This window comes from Rheinheimera sp. MM224, from assembly GCF_947090785.1.
Taxonomy (GTDB): Bacteria; Pseudomonadota; Gammaproteobacteria; order Enterobacterales; family Alteromonadaceae; genus Pararheinheimera.
In genome coordinates this window covers 4483366-4500801 of sequence record NZ_OX352320.1, presented here as the reverse complement: position 1 = coordinate 4500801, position 17436 = coordinate 4483366, and the positions used below count along the sequence as shown (strand labels likewise).

Annotated in this window: 15 protein-coding genes; 9 read left to right on the top strand and 6 right to left on the bottom strand. The window is 46.7% G+C overall.

Annotation, left to right across the window (positions count from 1 at the left end; all coding sequences use genetic code 11):
- Positions 1-170 precede the first annotated feature (170 nt).
- Complete coding sequence (locus OM978_RS20840) at positions 171-791, bottom strand: LysE family translocator (protein ID WP_264344341.1); 621 nt, start codon at positions 789-791, stop codon at positions 171-173.
- 256 nt (positions 792-1047) lie between these two features.
- Here OM978_RS20840 and OM978_RS20835 point away from each other — a divergent pair, with 256 nt between their 5' ends.
- On the top strand, positions 1048-3888 hold the full coding sequence (locus OM978_RS20835) for a choice-of-anchor Q domain-containing protein (protein ID WP_264344340.1): 2841 nt from the start codon (positions 1048-1050) through the stop codon (positions 3886-3888).
- Positions 3889-3929: 41 nt separating this feature from the next.
- Here OM978_RS20835 and OM978_RS20830 read toward each other — a convergent pair whose 3' ends face one another.
- Positions 3930-4178, bottom strand: coding sequence for a YdcH family protein (locus tag OM978_RS20830; protein ID WP_264344339.1), 249 nt, complete (start codon positions 4176-4178; stop codon positions 3930-3932).
- Between the two features lie 264 nt (positions 4179-4442).
- On the opposite strand from OM978_RS20830, the gene OM978_RS20825 reads away from it, so the two are divergent.
- Positions 4443-5885 carry an amidohydrolase family protein gene (locus OM978_RS20825; protein WP_264344338.1) on the top strand — a complete coding sequence of 481 codons (1443 nt, stop codon included), beginning with the start codon at positions 4443-4445 and terminating at the stop codon, positions 5883-5885.
- 63 nt (positions 5886-5948) lie between these two features.
- On the opposite strand, the gene OM978_RS20820 is transcribed toward OM978_RS20825, so the two are convergent.
- A complete protein-coding gene (locus OM978_RS20820) occupies positions 5949-6725 on the bottom strand; it encodes a hypothetical protein (RefSeq protein WP_264344337.1) in 777 nt (258 codons plus the stop codon).
- Between the two features lie 57 nt (positions 6726-6782).
- Here OM978_RS20820 and OM978_RS20815 point away from each other — a divergent pair, with 57 nt between their 5' ends.
- Positions 6783-7136, top strand: a complete 354-nt coding sequence (locus tag OM978_RS20815; RefSeq protein ID WP_264344336.1) for a hypothetical protein — start codon at positions 6783-6785, stop codon at positions 7134-7136.
- A gap of 70 nt (positions 7137-7206) precedes the next feature.
- Here the strand turns inward: OM978_RS20815 and OM978_RS20810 are convergent, their stop codons facing one another.
- Positions 7207-7965, bottom strand: a complete 759-nt coding sequence (locus OM978_RS20810; protein ID WP_264344335.1) for a type 1 glutamine amidotransferase — start codon at positions 7963-7965, stop codon at positions 7207-7209.
- Between the two features lie 192 nt (positions 7966-8157).
- On the opposite strand from OM978_RS20810, the gene OM978_RS20805 reads away from it, so the two are divergent.
- On the top strand, positions 8158-8694 hold the full coding sequence (locus OM978_RS20805) for a DUF6942 family protein (protein WP_264344334.1): 537 nt from the start codon (positions 8158-8160) through the stop codon (positions 8692-8694).
- Positions 8695-8708: 14 nt separating this feature from the next.
- Entirely contained in the window at positions 8709-9236 is a 528-nt protein-coding gene (locus OM978_RS20800) for a DUF1569 domain-containing protein (protein ID WP_264344333.1), read from the top strand.
- Between the two features lie 77 nt (positions 9237-9313).
- Here OM978_RS20800 and uvrA read toward each other — a convergent pair whose 3' ends face one another.
- Entirely contained in the window at positions 9314-12142 is a 2829-nt protein-coding gene (uvrA, locus tag OM978_RS20795) for an excinuclease ABC subunit UvrA (protein WP_264344332.1), read from the bottom strand.
- A 293-nt stretch (positions 12143-12435) separates the two neighbouring features.
- On the opposite strand from uvrA, the gene OM978_RS20790 reads away from it, so the two are divergent.
- From OM978_RS20790 to ssb, 3 genes are all read left to right on the top strand, one after another.
- Positions 12436-13563, top strand: coding sequence for a GGDEF domain-containing protein (locus OM978_RS20790; protein WP_264344331.1), 1128 nt, complete (start codon positions 12436-12438; stop codon positions 13561-13563).
- Between the two features lie 69 nt (positions 13564-13632).
- Entirely contained in the window at positions 13633-15000 is a 1368-nt protein-coding gene (locus tag OM978_RS20785; RefSeq protein WP_264344330.1) for an MFS transporter, read from the top strand.
- Between the two features lie 11 nt (positions 15001-15011).
- Positions 15012-15674, top strand: a complete 663-nt coding sequence (gene ssb / locus OM978_RS20780) for a single-stranded DNA-binding protein (protein ID WP_233010844.1) — start codon at positions 15012-15014, stop codon at positions 15672-15674.
- A 77-nt stretch (positions 15675-15751) separates the two neighbouring features.
- Here ssb and OM978_RS20775 read toward each other — a convergent pair whose 3' ends face one another.
- Positions 15752-16348, bottom strand: a complete 597-nt coding sequence (locus tag OM978_RS20775) for a CGNR zinc finger domain-containing protein (protein WP_264344329.1) — start codon at positions 16346-16348, stop codon at positions 15752-15754.
- Between the two features lie 126 nt (positions 16349-16474).
- Here OM978_RS20775 and OM978_RS20770 point away from each other — a divergent pair, with 126 nt between their 5' ends.
- Positions 16475-17410, top strand: coding sequence for an alpha/beta fold hydrolase (locus tag OM978_RS20770; RefSeq protein ID WP_264344328.1), 936 nt, complete (start codon positions 16475-16477; stop codon positions 17408-17410).
- Positions 17411-17436 lie beyond the last annotated feature (26 nt).

The window sequence follows — 17436 nt, the reverse complement described above, 5'->3', positions numbered from 1 at the left end:
GTGCTAGCTTGTCGCCTCCCTGCAATTCCAATTACTTTGGCTAGGTGGGGAGTTTGATGTGCTGTCGGTAGTGCGGGTTTTTTATACATCCTATTGTAGGACAATACAACGATTAACCTTGCACAGAGGAAAAAGATGAAGTCGCTTTGTGAAAAAACATAACGTGGCTTTTACCAGCGGCCGCTTTCAGTCCATAACAAACTGACGCCAATTAGCAGCAATAACAAAGCGCTGATCCGGTTCAGCCAGCGTGCTGGTTTAGCTTGTTGCAGGTAAGGTTGAAGCTTATGCGCCAGCAGTAAATAACTGCCATGCGAAATCAAAGAACAGAGAATAAAAGTAGCGGTCAGCAGGCTAAACTGCGGCCATGCTGCCTGATCGGGTTGAATAAACTGCGGAAATAAAGCGGAGAAAAACAAAATAGCTTTGGGGTTGGTGATGGCCACCACAAAACCCTGACGGAATATTTGCCGGCGTTTTTGCGGTGCACCAGCCTGTAGGTTTTTGATGTGCCGGCTCTGCTGCCATTGCTGCAATGCCAAATAGACCAGATAACCGGCCCCGGCTATCTTCAGCGTTAAAAAGGCCAACGGAGAAGTAGCAAGCACCACACCTAAGCCAACAAAAGCCAGCAAAGACAATAAGCTTAGGCCGAGCACATTTCCCAAAGAGCCAAAGACGGCAGTGCGTGCGCCCATGCCCAAGGCATTACTGACGGCAAACAATACGGCAGGGCCAGGCGAAAAGGTTGTGACCAACGCAATACTAAAAAATAACCACCACTGCTGCATCGCCGTGATCCACTGCTTCGAGTTAGCGCTATGGTAAAGCTTTTATGGCAAAACACAGCCTGCCTCAAAGTAATAACACTGTTTCCTTAAGTGCTTCAAAGCTTGATGTTTTTTTCTGAAACAATTACTAGTTTTCTGAACATGAAGGTGAAAAATAAACTTTAGGAACAGATTCCGTGTTCAGATGCGAAATGATAAATTGCGGACACAGGTTAGGTAATTGTTTGGATCTCGTACAGGGATGTGGAGTCGTTTGATGAAGTTATTTTATGCAGTGTTAGGTGCTTTACTGCTGTCGGGATGTGGCGGTGGCGGTGGTGGTGATTCGGTTGAGGGTGGTTCAGGCGGTGGAAATGGTGGGGGTTCAGGAGGTGGGAATTCTGCGGATCCTTTGGCGCAATATATCAATATATCTTCTTCGTATAATGGGAACAAAAATAAGGCAGATGTTAATCTGACTACTTTGGCAACCTTCAATGACTATCTGTTTTTTGTAGCTCCTGAGCTTTTGCCTGACTATGATGATTCCGACAATTCTGGTTTCTTGAATGACTCATGTCCTGAAGGTGGTTCAGTCAATATTGAAAAGACGTCAAAAGAAAATGAACTGAAGTTCACTTTTGCGTCATGCCAAAGTGAAGGAACTATTGTCACGGGCCCAGTTACTGCGAGGATTCTATCCACAAATAGTATGGGAGAGGTCACCGAAGCTCAGTTTATTTTTCAGGATGTTCAGCTCGCCGCAGATTTCGGTACTTATACTTTAAGGGGGGTGATGCGACAGACTTCAACAGGAGACGTCTGCACTGATACCACTACCACATACAATCTGTTGTTAAATGGTCCTGCATCGCATCAGATCTTTTTTAATAATTTTAAATTCAACCGTGTAGGTAATGCACAAGTGTATTGCAGCGCAAATGGTATTTATTTGGCTGGCGAAGTAATGGATTCCCGTTATGGTGGAATGTCGTTTTTATCCTCTGAAGTTTTTATACTCAACACAATGATCATTGGTCCAGAAAAGGGGCGTTTGCAACTAACAGGAGCAAATAATGCCAGTGCAATTTGGTCAGTTAACAGTTACCAAAATGGCAGCTCTACAGATACCTTTTATCGTTTTGACATTGATGCCGACGGCGATCAGGAATTTGAAGTAAATTATCGGTATTTAAATGAATATTTTTCTGCTGAGTTGCTTACCTCTTTTGAGGACAATGATGGGGATGGTATACAAGATACTTGGGAGTTGAAGGTTGGTTTATCTCCGACAGACCCTGCTGACGCCTTACAAGACAGGGATGCTGACGGATTTACAAATATTGACGAGTTCAGGTATTTAGGTAATCCGAATGATTCGCTTGTGAAGCCGGCTATTGCCGATTTGCAGTTGGGAGTTTCAGATCGTGAGTTTGGCTTTGGTGATGACTTCCATGTGCCTATTGAGTTAAGTAATCTTTCGTCAAATGTTGACGCTACCGATGTCGTGCTGACATTGAACTTGAGGGGGGATGCAGAATTCAGGCAAACAATGGGTTGTTTATTAACTCAGCAAAATAAACAGCTGGTATGTCGTTTTGATAAGCTTAATGCAAGAAGTATTACCAACGTTTCATATGGCCTGTTGGATCCGGCCAAAGGAACTGGGGGCCTGTCAGTGAGCATAACTGCAAATATAACCAGTTTTGCCCATGATCCTAATCCTAATGATAACCAGCAATCGTTCCAGATATCCAGATCAAAAGCTCAGCCGGATTACGGTATATATGCTCATATTACCCAAAATGAGCCGATCACTCATTTCCTTGGTCTCGTGAGTGATGTTGCTAACTATGAGTTCACTTTAATAAACAAAGGTGACAATCTTGAGGGCTCGTCAGTGGTAATGACGGTGCCGCCACAGGTCAGTATTGAAAGCATGACCTGTTATGACAAAGGCTCTCAATCCTGGGTGAATTGTGATCTTCGGACAATGTGGAATTTGCAGGTGGATTCGTTACATTTCCGCATGACTTTAAAGGGAGAGTTGCTTGGGAATGACGAACTGACTCTATCGGTATCTCATCCATCTATGGGCGCACTCAAATCTTTTAAAATGCCGATAGTTGTGGGGCAGTCGGCTTCAACTATTCAGCTCGCGGTTGACGCCTCAGCAGATGGCGCAATCGTTGAAGTACCTGCCGGCATTTACATTGGTTCCATAGATTTAACGGCCAAAAAAACTGTGCTCAAGTCTGCCTTTGGTGCGGACACGACCTTTTTGTTTGCATCTAAATTTAAACTTGGCTTGCCTGCAAGTACCATAAAGCTTGCCTATGGCAGCTCAGTTTCAGGTTTTACAATCAGCCACTTCATTCTTACTGAGCAAGACGGTAGCATTGTCGAAAACAACGTGTTTGGTAAAACGGAGTGGCATCGTCCAGGCGCTTCAATTTACAGCGAACACGATTTAGTAATCCGTAAGAATACAGCTACAGGTAATTTTATTGTTCCTGATTTTAATTACTCTACAAGTAGTATTAAAGGCTGTAGTTCAATACAGATACTGAATAAAGATGTAAATCCGGTAGAGGTAGTTGTAGAGAATAATCTGTTTTTGGGACCGCTGAAGCGTGAGCCTGGTTCAGGCGAGATTTGTGGTGGGGCTGTGTTTTCAGCCAGTGGTTCTATTAAATTGGCATTTAATCACAACACAATCTCTGGTGTTGGGTACGGTGTGTCTGTTGAACAATACAGTTTCGATAGCGTGGCTGAAGTACAGATCAACAATAATATCTTCTCTGCGTCACTTTATGCCGTGAGATTGAATTGGTCTTCAGACTATTCTTCTGAGATATCTGCCCAACTTAAAAATAACCTGTACTGGGATAATTACGCCAACTATGAGGGAGTGGCAGGTGTACCGCTGGAGTCGGGAAAGATATCTGCTAATCCTGGGTTAAATCAAAATGGTTTGCCCGTAGCTGGCTCACCAGTCATAGACGCCGCTGTTGATGTAGGCTTAACCACAGACGTAAACGGAGCTATCCGTCCTGTCGATGGCAATGGGGATGGAATCGCGGCACCAGATATTGGTGCTGTGGAGTTCCAGCCTTAATTTTTGAGTGGGGTCAGGCACTGTGCCTGACCCCAAGTCGTTCAGGCCGTGACTTCTGCAGCCTTGAGCATAGTGAATAAATCATCTTTTAAATGCAAACGTTGTACTTTTTGCTGCTCCAGATAATCGTCACTGCATACCTCCGCGCCTTGCTCAATGCGGTGTATTTCGTGGTCAATTTCATGGTAGCGGCTAAACAGCACTGCAAAGTGGTTATTGTGCTGTTTTAACTGATGAATTTGTTCTTTGAATTCCGGAAATTCAGAATGTAAATCGTGTTTATCTGGCATAGTTTTTCCCCGTTGGTTTTAGTTCGCTGTGCCGGTAAAACATGCTCCGGTGCAGACAGTACAGCTTTATCTTGCTTGGTTACAGTTGTGCTGTCTGTGCTCTGTCCCTCATGCTACGCCTTTTATCTGATTGGTCTTTGATCCAGCACAAGTGGACACTAGACAGTAATAAGACCAGCGTAGTTATTGCCGCGTTTGACGATCTGGCCTTAAGCCGCAGTATTGCGGCACTATAAAGTCATCATTATTTGTTGTGAGTTTGTGATGAAATTAATTCGCCTTTCGTTGATTGCCACTGCTGCGGTGGTTTTATTCAGTTGCACCCCTAAAGTGAATGAGCCTCTGCTGGTTTTACATAATGTTCAGTTGGTGGATGTAACCACAGGTCAGTTGGTGCAAGATCAACTGCTGGTGATCAAACAAGACCGTATTCAGGCGATTTTGCCTGAAGCTCAGTTAAGTGATTACCCACAAGCGCAGCAACTGGATGGTGGTGGCCGCTATTTAATTCCGGGTTTGTGGGATATGCATGTGCATTTTGAAGGCCGTGATTTGGTGGAAGATAACGCGCTGTTATTACCTGTTTATCTGGCTTATGGCATTACCGGCGTGCGTGAGGCCGCCAGCAATCTGGCTCCTGTAGTGCTGAACTGGCGTGAGCAGGTTAATCAGCAAAAGCTGCTTGGGCCTAAAATCTTTACCGCAGGCCAGAAGTTTGAAGGCATCAATTCGTTGTGGGATGGCGACTTAGAAATAGGCAGCGAAGCCGATATGCTCGCTGGTATGGATAAGTTGCAGCAGATGCAGGTCGATTTTATCAAGATCACTGAAAATACCCTGCAACCGGATTTATATCTGGCGACTATTAAAGAAGCAAAAAAACGCGGTCTGTTAGTGTCCAGCCATGTACCTTATGGCACCAGTATTGCGCAACTAGCACAAGCAGGTTTATCTAGCCTTGAACATGCATCTTACCTGCTGCGGCTGGGTTTTGCTGACGAAGCTGCTGTGGCGGCTCAGGTACGTGCCGGAACTATGACGAATCAACAGGCGGCAGAACATTACAAAACTGGTTTTAATCAGCAGCAGGCGCTGTTGGGATACCGCATGTTAAAACAGCTGAATGTTGCTGTGACCCCTACTTTAATTGGCGGACGGCAGTTGGCGCATTTACATGACACTGACCATAGTCACGATGAATTTTTAAAGTATCTGACCAAAGATTTTACCTCTAACTATCAATGGCGTATCGACCGTATGGCCAACGAAACGCCAGAGCAGCAACAACAGCGTAAAGACAAAGAGCAGTTGATCGCCAGCCAGCTACCTTATCTGCTGCAAGCCGGAGTGACCTTGCTGGCCGGCAGCGACTCGGCGGCGCTGAACACTTATGTGTATCCGGCTCAGGCATTACACGACGAACTGGAACTGTTTCAGCAGGCAGGTTTAACTCCGGCACAAATTTTACAAACGGCCACCATCAATGGTGCGCGTTTTATGCATCAGGACAAAGACTACGGCAGCATAGCTGTTGGGAAAAAAGCAGATTTAGTGTTGCTGAATCAAAACCCACTGCTGGATATCAAAGCCAGCCGCAGTATTGAAACTCTGTTGTATCAGGGCAAAGTCTATAACCGCGCTACTCTGGATCAACTGCTACAGCAAGCCGAACAACGTAAGCTGGAGCTGGAGAAAAAAGCCGGTTAACTCACTTGAGTTCGGGATAAGGCCGGAGTTGATCCGGCCTTTTTCGGCACGCCTATCAGCGGGTTACTGAGTGGCATTTTTATACTCAAGCTGAAGTTTTTCCAGCTCGCCTTTCAGCACTTCAGTATTGCTGTTGGGACTTTTTAACTGTTGCTCAACAAATTTTATCTGCTCTTTAATGTCAGACTGAGTAGGTTTACGGTTTTCCAGTGCTTTGGTTATTTCTACCATACCGACCATAAAAGAGCATTGCTGGTGGTAATAATCTATGTCGTATAGCATTTGGTATGCGCTGTAGCTGCTTTGCTGGCTAGCTGCCAGACCGTTATAAATCTGTTTTTTGACTTCACTTCTTTTCAGCTCAATAGAGCGCAGTATGGTGGTGGCCAACGCGTTGGCATAAATTTGTTCGTTGACTAAAGACCGGCTTGAATTTGATAAAGCTGCTCCTGCTGATAATGCCGCTTTGGCACTTTCGCCGCCCACTACAGTTCCCAGTCCAGCCAACACATTGGTGACCGTGCCTGTACTGATATTCCAGGTATTGGCATTAGAAATAATCAGCGATTTGTGCCGCTCGCAACTTTCATCAGACAAGCTGATCAGTTCAAAAGCCAGCGCTTCTTTTTTTTCTTTGGTGTTTGCTGCAGATAAAATCTCCTGGAAACTTTCGGTATTGATTTCGGCATAAGCTTCACCTGTATCAGCGTTAAACTTGATGTAAGGTTTGACGGAGCCGACAGGTTTTAATACAGGGTCAACCCGATAATTTGCCGCTATCTGGCTACAACCGCTGAGTAGTAATAAAGTACTGAAAACAATTAAAGAATAACGATTCATGCTGTGGTTCCTTTATCTGTTTTTTGATAGTCGCTATTGATATTGAAGACCAAATCAATGCTAGTCCCGTTTCTGGTGAATGCCAGTGTTGATGAAAAATTCAGTATGGCTTGCAGAAAGATTTGCAGTCTTTCACGCCCTTTTCACTTTTGTTTTGTCACTCTGCAGGCGAACCCTGAACATGGAGTAACAAAAGATGAAATCCACACTCGTAAAAAAGGCTGGCCTTGCGTTGCCGCTACCATTTATATCAGCGCCAACTCAGAGCAATTGCTTATTCGTAACCCGCTGCAAGACGACGATCAGCCCACAGAACTGACTGCTTTATTCGCCAAAGGTCGCCAAAGCAGTGGTTATGGTTTGGTGCTTGGCATAGTACATGTCAGCAAACCGGGCTGGATCTTCAGTTAGAACGCGAGAAGGGAGCACTGCAGGCCACACAGAGTTGGCCTGACAGTGTTTTGCCAGCATAGCATCAGCTTTAACAAGCCAGATGTTCAGCACTATTCAGGCAAGGCCTGTACCCTGGTAGTTGTTGCAGCCATTTGTGATAAGTGAAGTTGGCAGCTTTATGCAGCGCCGCTACTTTAGCAGGCAGGTTTTGCAAAATATCTTCTTCACTTTGCACTGAATTCAGATGCTGAAAATTCAGCAAGGATTGTTTGTCCTGTTTACACCAGGCTTTCACGCTTTCGGCTGTGACTTCTAAATGCGATTGCAAGCCCAGATGAGGGCCGTAAGCAAAGGCCTTGTTAAGGCAATAACGGCCATATAACAAACGCTTTGCACCTCTTGGAATTTGGAAGGTTTCAAAATGCCAGTGAAACAGGTTCAGCTCAGGTTGATCGCCTAGCCATTCCCTGGCTTCGGGAAAAGCCGTTACCCTTACCGGATCCCAGCCTATTTGTGGCACAGCGTTGGGTCTAACCTGAGCACCTAATACTTTGGCCAGCAATTGCCCGCCAAAACAATGACCTAACATTGGCCGGTGACGCGCCAAAGCGTCCTGCACTAACACTTCTTCCTGCTTAATCCAGAGGTAAGGGTCGTTGACGCTGGCGTTTGAACCCAGCAGCACTACAGCGCTGTAATCTTTGCTGCTTAGAGGCGGAGCTTCGCCATTGTTGATGGCAAAAATCTGATAAGGCAACTGGCATAAATCCAGATAAGACTGCAAATAAGCAGGGCCCTGAGTGGCGTCGTGCTGGCAAATGGCGATAGGTTTTAACTGACTAAACATGACAGAAGTCCGGGTTATCAACACAGCCTTATGATAAAAAAACTCTGCGCAAAAAGACTGTAAAGAAGCAGGGAGGCTGGGTAAAAAATTCGTAAGTTTTGCTTTCTTGTCGCTAGCAAAGAGTTCAAATAGCGTAAAAAGGAGTAAGGACGAAATCATAAAATCCGTTACCATAACGGCAGTTTTTATCGGATGAGACAGCAAAACGTGATTGGACTAGGGGATCAAAACGCCAGCTTTAGGGTCTATGTAGAAAACCGACCTAAAATGCCCCAGTACCAGCAGTTGTTTGACTGCGAAGCGATGCAAGCGGGCGATATAGACCTGATTTATCACCACTGCGGTAATGGTTGGCGCAAGTTGTTTAATGTCTACGCCAAGTTGCTATGCGCTCTGGATCCAAAGCTATTTAGCTTCCCGACTCAGGCCGCCAGCTGGCAGCAGTATCGCGACCAGTTTTTGCTACAAAAATCTTCAGATACAGCGCTGTTATTTGATATGCCGCTGCTAAAGCCTGGCGATAACACTATTCATTTAATTGCTGGCCGCACCCATGCTAAGCAACTGATCCAACAAGGTTTAGGCTGCCAGTTGCATTGGCTGAATGAAGAGTTTGCGATAGATCCAAGTAACAAAGTACTGGTCACGCCTTATTTTGATTACCGTCAGCTGAGTAATGAGAAGATTGAATTTACTGTTCAGTTGATCAAAGGCATAGTGACGGCTTGACAGCAGGAGTACCCATGAACAGACGACATTTTTTAGTCAGCCTTGCCGTAGTGCCGCTGGTTGCCGTAGCGGGCGTAGAACTGGCCAGCCGCCGTTTTACGCCAGACCCCGATCTGTTACTGGCAAAGCTGAACTCCTTTAAAGGCCAACAGCTACATAGCAGCGGCAGCTGGAGCCCCACTATGGTATTTCAGCATCTTGCGCAAAGTGTCATAGGTTCGGTCACAGGTTATCCTGAACATAAAGCGGCCTGGTTTACCCATACAGTAGGACCACTGGCGCTGAAGGTATTTAAAACCGCAGGCGCCATGCACCATCCGTTGGATCAAGCCATTCCGGGCATGCTGGAGCTGGATGCGAACTTGCCGGTGGATACAGCTCTCGATCAACTGATCAACGCGCTGCAGTTATTCCAGCGCAGCAGCACACTGCAACCCCATTTCGCCTACGGCAATCTCAACCACAAAGACTTTATGGCCGCACATCAACTGCATATAGAACAGCATTTAACCCAGATAGAGCTGGCTGTTTCGAACAGCTAAGCTTGTGTCTTGCGAATAGACTTACTCTGGCAGGTTAAAAGGCGCAGATCCATCGCGCCCTTACAAAGTGCATGAATTTACATCCCCAACAGCGGCTTTAAATAATGCCCTGTGTAAGATTTCTCATAAGCTGCCACTTGTTCTGGTGTGCCTGCGATCAGAATTTCACCGCCGCCGCTGCCGCCTTCAGGGCCTAAATCGACCACCCAGTCTGCGGTTTTGATCACGTCGAGGTTGTGTTCAATCACGACTATGGTGTTACCAGCGTCGCGCAGTTTATGTAGTACGTTTAGCAGTTGCTGGATATCAAAGAAGTGCAGACCTGTGGTCGGCTCATCAAGGATATACAGAGTTTTGCCTGTGTCGCGTTTACTGAGTTCGCGCGCCAGTTTCACCCGTTGGGCTTCGCCGCCCGACAAGGTTGTCGCCGACTGGCCGAGGCGAATATAGGTTAAACCTACGTCCATCAGGGTTTTCAGTTTGCGGGCTATAGCCGGAATGCTTTCGAAAAACTCGTGAGCGTCTTCCACTGTCATTTCCAGCACTTCGTGAATGTTCTTACCTTTGTATTTCACTTCCAGCGTTTCGCGATTGTAGCGTTTGCCTTTACAGACGTCGCATGGCACGTACACATCTGGCAGGAAGTGCATTTCAACCTTGATCATACCGTCGCCCTGACAGGCTTCACAACGGCCGCCTTTGACGTTAAAACTAAAACGTCCTACCTGATAACCACGAGAACGGGATTCCTGAGTACCAGCGAATAAATCCCGTACTGCAGTGAAAATACCTGTGTAGGTTGCCGGGTTAGAACGTGGCGTACGGCCTATCGGGCTTTGGTCGATGTCGACACATTTATCAAAATGTTCCATGCCCTGAATGGCTTTGTGGGCTGCAGGTTCGTCGCCTTCGCCTTTGTTCAATACACGGTGAGCTACACGGAATAAAGTGTCGTTAATTAAGGTAGATTTACCAGAACCCGATACCCCTGTGATACAGGTCATGACGCCAAAAGGAATTTCCAAATCGACGTTTTTCAGGTTGTTGCCTGTTGCGCCTAACACCCGCAATTCTTTGCCTTTTTTGCCTTCATGGCGTTTGTCTGGCACCGCAATTTTACGCACGCCGGATAAATACTGGCCTGTTAACGACTCTGGGGTGTTTTTGATATCTTCCAGGCTGCCTTGCGCCACAATATAACCACCATGCACACCGGCACCAGGGCCAATGTCGATAATATGGTCGGCGGCGCGCACTGCGTCTTCGTCATGTTCTACCACTATGACGGTGTTACCCAAGTCGCGTAAATGCGTCAGGGTGCCTAATAATCTGTCGTTGTCGCGCTGGTGTAAACCAATAGAGGGTTCGTCCAGCACATACATCACGCCCACTAAACCTGCACCAATCTGACTGGCTAAACGAATACGCTGGGCTTCGCCACCTGATAAGGTTTCGGCACTGCGGGACAGGTTCAGGTAATTCAGGCCGACGTTGACTAAAAACATCAGCCGGTCCTGAATTTCCTTCAGAATTTTTTCGGCGATCTGAGCTTTCTGGCCCATTAAGGTCAGTTGACGGAAAAACTCTAAACAGTCACCTATCGACAGCTCGACCACTTCAGGCAAGGTAGTTTTGCCAATAAACACATGGCGCGCTTCTTCACGTAAACGTGAGCCGTTACAAGTTGGGCAAGACTGCGAAGCTAAATACTTGGCCAGTTCTTCACGTACCGCATTGGATTCGGTTTCGTGATAACGCCGCTCCATATTCGGCAAAATGCCTTCAAACGGATGTTTACGTTTGATGATATCGCCACGGTCGTTCAGGTATTTAAACTCAATATCGGTTTTGCCTGTGCCGTTTAAAATCACTTGTTGATGCTGTTTGGTCAGGCTGGCAAAAGGCACTTCCAGCTCAAAGCCATAATGGTCGGCTAAGGATTTCAGCATCTGGAAATAATAGAAGTTACGTTTATCCCAACCACGGATAGCACCGCCGGATAAACTCAGCTCGTCGCTGACAATAACCTTATTGGCATCAAAATACTGTTTTACACCTAAGCCATCACAGCTTTGGCAGGCACCGGCCGGATTGTTAAAGGAAAATAAACGCGGTTCCAACTCGGCCATTGAATAACCGCACGTCGGGCAGGCAAAGTTGGCAGAGAAGATTAGCTCTGGCGCTTTTTCATCGTCCATCGACGCTACTTTGGCGATACCACCAGACAGCTCAAGCGCGGTTTCAAAACTTTCGGCCAAACGCTGTTTAATATCGTCGCGCACTTTAATCCGGTCAATCACCACTTCAATGGTGTGTTTTTTGTGTAAGTCCAGCTTTGGTGGATCCGACAAATCACAAATTTCGCCATTGATACGGGCGCGGATATAACCCTGAGCCGCCAAGGTTTCCAGCGTTTTTACGTGCTCACCTTTACGCTCCTGCACCACAGGCGCTAATACCATCAGCTTGGTGCCCTCAGGAAAGGCCACTACTTTATCGACCATTTCGCTGACCGTCTGGGCAGTTAAGGGTAAATCGTGAGTAGGACAACGGGGTTCACCAACACGGGCAAACAATAAACGCAGGTAGTCGTAAATTTCAGTGATAGTGCCCACAGTGGAACGTGGGTTATGCGAGGTAGACTTTTGCTCAATAGAAATAGCTGGTGATAAACCTTCGATATGATCAACATCGGGTTTTTCCATCAGGCTTAAAAACTGCCGGGCGTAGGCTGACAAAGACTCAACATAACGGCGCTGACCTTCAGCGTACAGCGTATCAAAGGCCAAAGAGGATTTACCTGAACCGGATAAACCAGTGATCACCACCAGTTTGTCACGTGGAATTTCCAGTGAAATATTTTTCAGGTTGTGGGTGCGGGCACCCCGAATATCTATTTTATCCATACGTTTGGGTCTCTTGCCTGTTGAGTCGGCTTGGGGAAAACGAATTATCGCAAAAATTGCTATGAGGCAGTCAGTTTGACTTTGGTTGAAGCTTTATGCGGCAAAGCTTTAACCGGATCAGTAAAGCAATAATTCAATTGGCGATACTGTATATAAATACATGCTTTATAGCAAGCCAGCCGCTTAGAAAAACAACAAAGTAGCAGGCCGGATTTTCGCTGTTTTTGAGCCAGATTTGCGGATTGAATCAGTTGAAGCTAAGTTGAAAGTGTCTTCTTAGTTTCAGACGTACTATGACCTCAGAGCAACTCTATTGCTTCGCCATGATCCAGGTGTTGCTGGTATTTTTACTGGCGAGCTTTCGTTTGCGCGCGAATGATCAAAACAGCAAAGCTTTACCTCTGCTGCAGGGCGCTATCTGCGCTGAATTACTGAGCTGGTTATTCTACTTTTGGCCTGCTGTGGGCCTGAGCTTAGTGCTGTCTTTAAGTTTGTCTGCGCTGAATATGAGTTTGCTGACGGCCTTTTGTTTTAAGCGAGCGGGCAGGACTGTGCCTTGGTGGTGGATTGCGCCTGTAGGTTTAGCGCTGGCTTGTTCTTACAGTTATTTTTCTTACCATCAACAGCAAGGGGTTAGCTTACATCTGATGACCTTATTTACCTTATTGCTGATAGGCCCCAGCTTTTGGTGTTTCCGCTATTTAAAGCCAAACCTTACTTTGTCTGATTTTATGATGGCTGCAGTTTTTGCGGCCTGGCTGCTGATTTGTTTACTTCGCTCTTTGATGTTGCTGATAGCACCAGACTGGTTATTGTCGGGCTTACTTATTTCGCAGTCTTTTTGGCCTGCAGTATCAGCGGGTTACTGTATTTTTGCTTTGACAGGTTATATGGAGGAAACCCAACAAAAGTTTAAAGACGAGGCTTTACATGACCCGTTAACCGGCTTACTGAACCGCCGTGGATTAGTGAATGCTATTCAGGGTTGCCTGGCTTATTTGCAGCGTCAGCGCCACAGTGCAGCACTTTTTATGATTGATTTAGACCACTTTAAACAAATTAACGACAAGATAGGCCATGACGGTGGTGATGAAGTATTAATTGCTGTGGCTGAAGTGCTGCAAAAGGAACTTCGGCAAAGTGATGTACTGGCGCGTTATGGCGGCGAAGAGTTTATTGTATTTCTCCCTCAAACCGACAGAGATTCTGCGCAGTTAGCTGCAGAACGTTTATTGCTGGCTGTGCGAAGCATGCAATTGCCACAATCCGCACAACCGCAACACTTGACCATCAGTTTAGGCATAGCGGTATTTAACGCTGACTTCGATTTTGACTGTCAGCTACGCCGTGCTGATCATGCTTTGTATCAGGCCAAAGCAAGAGGCCGTGATCGCATAGAATTTGCGACAGATTCCTTTTAGTTCGGCTGTGGCAGGTGAGGCGAGCTGTGCTACAATCGCCGCCCGCTTTAACCCGGAGAAGAGTCGCGGATGTCCCATCTGAATCCACTGGAAAAACGTGCCGCCTGGTCTTTGGCACTGGTATTTGCTTTCCGGATGCTTGGTTTATTTATGCTGATCCCTGTGTTTGCCATTTTTGGTAAAGACCTGATCGGCTTTTCGCCTTTGTGGATAGGCTTAGCCATAGGTGCTTATGGTTTAACTCAGGCACTGTTACAAATTCCTATGGGCTGGCTGTCCGATAAGTGGGGTAGAAAGCCGGTCATGCTATTGGGGCTTAGCTTTTTTGTGCTGGGTTCTGTGGTCGCAGCTTTGGCTGACTCAGTTTATATGGTGACTTTTGGCCGGGTGTTGCAAGGCATGGGCGCAATTTCCGGTGCTGTGATGGCGTTGGCGTCCGACCTTACCCGCGAAGAACAACGACCCAAAGTCATGGCTGTGATCGGCATGACCATAGGTTTGTCTTTCACCATAGCTATGGTGGCAGGCCCAGCCATAGCCGCAGCCAGTGGTTTAAGTGGTATTTTCTGGTGCACAGCGTTAATGGCTGTTACTGGCTTGTTGTTGGTTTGGAAAGTGGTACCGGTGGCTGTCAGTAAAGCACCAGCTTCTGAAACTCTAGCCACCAAAGGCCAAATCACGGCGCTGTTTCGTCATCCCGAATTATTAAGACTGAACTTTGGTGTGCTGGTACTGCACTTACTACTGACGGCTATTTTTGTGGTGTTGCCGACTTTGTTGCTGCAGCAAGATTTTGTATCAGAACAACACTGGCAGTTGTATCTGCCTGTTTTAGTTGGTGCTTTTATTTTGATGGTGCCACTGATGATCCTCGCCAGCCGCAAGCAGCAGGAAAAAGGTTATTTATTACTGGCAATAAGCCTGCTTATTGTTAGTTTTGTGTTAATTTTAATCAATCAGCAGTTGTGGTCGATCGCCCTGGCGCTGTTGTTGTTTTTTGTTGGCTTTAACTACTTAGAAGCCAGCATGCCTGCTTTGTTGTCGCGTATTGCCCCTGCTGGATTAAAAGGTACTGCTATGGGTACTTATGCCAGTGCGCAGTTTTTTGGCGCCTTCGCTGGCGGTATTTTAGGCGGTGCTGTGGCTAGTTTCAGCAGCGGTGAATCCTTGTTTGCCGTGGCTGCCCTGATTGGTTTACTATGGTTGGCTTATGCCAGCAGCATGACAGTGCCAGCGCGATCGCAACGGCTGTCATTGCCTGTCAAAGTGGCCGATGAAGCCGCCGCAGCCCAATTGGCAGAGCGCCTGACCCAACTCAAAGGTGTGTTGGAAGTCACAGTGGTGGTTGCGGAACAACGTTTGTATTTAAAAGTCGGCCAGCAACATTTTGATTTGGCAGAGGCACAGTCTTTGGTTGAGAGCAGCCAAAAAAGTTAAGGAGAAGTCGCATGGCTCGTGGAATTAATAAAGTAATCCTGATTGGTAACTTAGGTACCGATCCGGAAGTCCGTTATATGCCTACAGGTGGCGCAGTCGCTAACCTGACTATTGCTACCAGCGAGAGCTGGACGGACAAAACCACCAATGAAAAGAAAGAAAATACCGAATGGCACCGTGTAGTGATTTATCAGCGTTTAGCTGAAATTGCCGGTGAATATCTGCGTAAAGGCAGCAAGGTCTATATCGAAGGTCGTTTACGTACCCGTAAGTGGCAGGATCAGCAAGGTGTTGAACGTTACACCACTGAAATCATTGCCAATGAGCTGCAAATGTTAGACGGCCGTGGTGAAGGTCAAGGCGCTGGCATGGGTCAGGCTCCGGCTATGGGTGGCGGTGCTCCTATGGGTAACCAGGGTGGCTATCAACAACCTGCAGCTGCACCACAACAACGTATGCCACAAGCGGCTCCTGCTGCTCAGGGCGGTTACGCTCCGCAAGCTCCAGCTGCTGCAGCACCGGCACAAGGTGGTTACCAGCAACGTCCAGCTCAGGGTGGCTTCCAGCCTCAGGGCAATTTTAACCAGCCACAAGGCGGTTTTAATCAGGCAGCACCACAACAACGTGGCCCAATGGAACCACCAATCGACTTTGATGACGATATTCCGTTCTGATGAACAGGGTTTGTTCGCTATAAAATTAAGCCTCTGAAATCAGGGGCTTTTTTATGCCTGTTTCTCTGTGAATAACCTTAACTACTACTTCTTTTCCTAAACTGCGCCGCTTTATGCCTGTTGCCACATAAAGCCATGCTGCACCAACGGCGTTTATGGGCTTTGGTTCTATCGTAGAACCACAAAATACAGTCCGGGTGCTCGCATTGTTTGACCAAATCGAAGTTACCTTCAACCAATAGTTCAGCAACAGCCTCTGCGACAGGGCCTAATAAAGATCCAATACTGGTGCTGCGAGAGATACGGCTTAACGTTAGCTTGCCCTCTGCATTCATTGCCAGAGAAGGCGTAGTATCGAAAGTGTGCAAATACTGGTTTAACTCACTGATGTCCTGCGATTTACCCTCTTTAAACCCTGTGATCAGTTTACGTGCCAGCGTGCGCAGTGCTTTGGCTTGCACTAGTAATTCAGCCGGAGCAAATGAGCTGTTTTCTGCTGCCGGAGCTATGCCGTAACGGGCCAGCCATTGCAGTACTTCTGCATCATTGTTCCAGAATTCAATAGCCTGATCATTGTCACGTGCTTCTGTATTCAGCAAGTCCATTGCCAAATGATCCCCAAGCATCGGAGCGCCACTCTGAGCCTCGCCGTGCAGAATTGCAGAAATAACCATGAGTAACCTCTAAAAATAAGTTTGACAGGTTACTAATCTTCAGCCAAACTTGCTTCAAGTAACCAATTAATATTGATTATATGGGTTACTAAGTGATATTGCCAACCTTAACTTCACGGAGTAACCATGAATACGAAAAAAATACTGCTCGCAGCTGCAACCTTAGCTGCTTCTCTTTCTGCCACAGCTGCAGAAGATAAAACGCAAGTGCGTTATCAAAGCCTGGATGTGCAGGGTGTGAATGTGTTTTACCGCGAGGCAGGTTCGCCACAAGCTCCTACTGTGCTGTTGTTACATGGCTTTGGTGCTTCGTCTTATATGTTCAGAGATTTAATGCCAAAACTGGCAGAAAAATATCATGTGATAGCGCCTGACTTACCTGGTTTTGGCCAAACCACGGTCAAACCCGGCGTTAAATTTAATTACAGCTTCGACAATTTGGCATCAGTTATTGATGCGTTCACAGTGGCTAAAAAGCTCGAACGTTATGCTATGTATGTGTTTGATTATGGCGCTCCGGTCGGCTGGCGTCTGGCGGTAAAGAATCCGGAGAAGATCACGGCCATTGTGAGCCAAAATGGCAATGGCTATGAAGAAGGACTGAGTGAAGGTTGGGCTGATATGCGCAAAGCCTGGGCGAACCCAACTGCCGAAAATCGTGAAGCTTTACGTAAGTTCAACACCGCAGACATGCTGAAGTGGCAATACACTGAAGGGGTTGAAGATACCTCAGTGATAGCGCCTGAAACTTATCAGTTAGCTCATGCTGCAATTGAGCGCATTGGTGTTGAAGTGCAGATGGATTTACTGCTGGACTACGGTAGCAACGTGAAACAATACAAAGAGTTGCATCAGTTTTTCCGCAGCAAACAGCCGCCTTTATTAGCTATTTGGGGCGAAAAAGATCCATTCTTTCTTCCTGCGGGCGCTAAAGCATTCCAGCGTGATAATCCAAAAGCTGAAGTGCAGTTTCTGAATAGTGGCCACTTCGCTATCGAAACACATGGCAACCAAATAGCAGCAGCTATGCTGGAGTTTTTGGACCGCAGCATCAAGCCTTAAGATTGATCGACATAACATCGGCGGGC

Excerpts from the sequence above, each read along its gene's own strand:
- OM978_RS20790 (WP_264344331.1), top strand. The coding sequence starts at position 12,436 with ATGACCTCAGAGCAACTCTATTGCTTCGCCATGATCCAGGTGTTGCTG.
- OM978_RS20820 (WP_264344337.1), bottom strand. The coding sequence starts at position 6,725 with ATGAATCGTTATTCTTTAATTGTTTTCAGTACTTTATTACTACTCAGC.
- OM978_RS20835 (WP_264344340.1), top strand. The coding sequence starts at position 1,048 with ATGAAGTTATTTTATGCAGTGTTAGGTGCTTTACTGCTGTCGGGATGT.
- ssb (WP_233010844.1), top strand. The coding sequence starts at position 15,012 with ATGGCTCGTGGAATTAATAAAGTAATCCTGATTGGTAACTTAGGTACC.
- OM978_RS20800 (WP_264344333.1), top strand. The coding sequence starts at position 8,709 with ATGAACAGACGACATTTTTTAGTCAGCCTTGCCGTAGTGCCGCTGGTT.
- OM978_RS20805 (WP_264344334.1), top strand. The coding sequence starts at position 8,158 with ATGAGACAGCAAAACGTGATTGGACTAGGGGATCAAAACGCCAGCTTT.
- OM978_RS20815 (WP_264344336.1), top strand. The coding sequence starts at position 6,783 with ATGCTAGTCCCGTTTCTGGTGAATGCCAGTGTTGATGAAAAATTCAGT.
- OM978_RS20770 (WP_264344328.1), top strand. The coding sequence starts at position 16,475 with ATGAATACGAAAAAAATACTGCTCGCAGCTGCAACCTTAGCTGCTTCT.
- OM978_RS20840 (WP_264344341.1), bottom strand. The coding sequence starts at position 791 with ATGCAGCAGTGGTGGTTATTTTTTAGTATTGCGTTGGTCACAACCTTT.
- OM978_RS20825 (WP_264344338.1), top strand. The coding sequence starts at position 4,443 with ATGAAATTAATTCGCCTTTCGTTGATTGCCACTGCTGCGGTGGTTTTA.
- OM978_RS20810 (WP_264344335.1), bottom strand. The coding sequence starts at position 7,965 with ATGTTTAGTCAGTTAAAACCTATCGCCATTTGCCAGCACGACGCCACT.
- OM978_RS20785 (WP_264344330.1), top strand. The coding sequence starts at position 13,633 with ATGTCCCATCTGAATCCACTGGAAAAACGTGCCGCCTGGTCTTTGGCA.
- OM978_RS20775 (WP_264344329.1), bottom strand. The coding sequence starts at position 16,348 with ATGGTTATTTCTGCAATTCTGCACGGCGAGGCTCAGAGTGGCGCTCCG.
- uvrA (WP_264344332.1), bottom strand. The coding sequence starts at position 12,142 with ATGGATAAAATAGATATTCGGGGTGCCCGCACCCACAACCTGAAAAAT.
- OM978_RS20830 (WP_264344339.1), bottom strand. The coding sequence starts at position 4,178 with ATGCCAGATAAACACGATTTACATTCTGAATTTCCGGAATTCAAAGAA.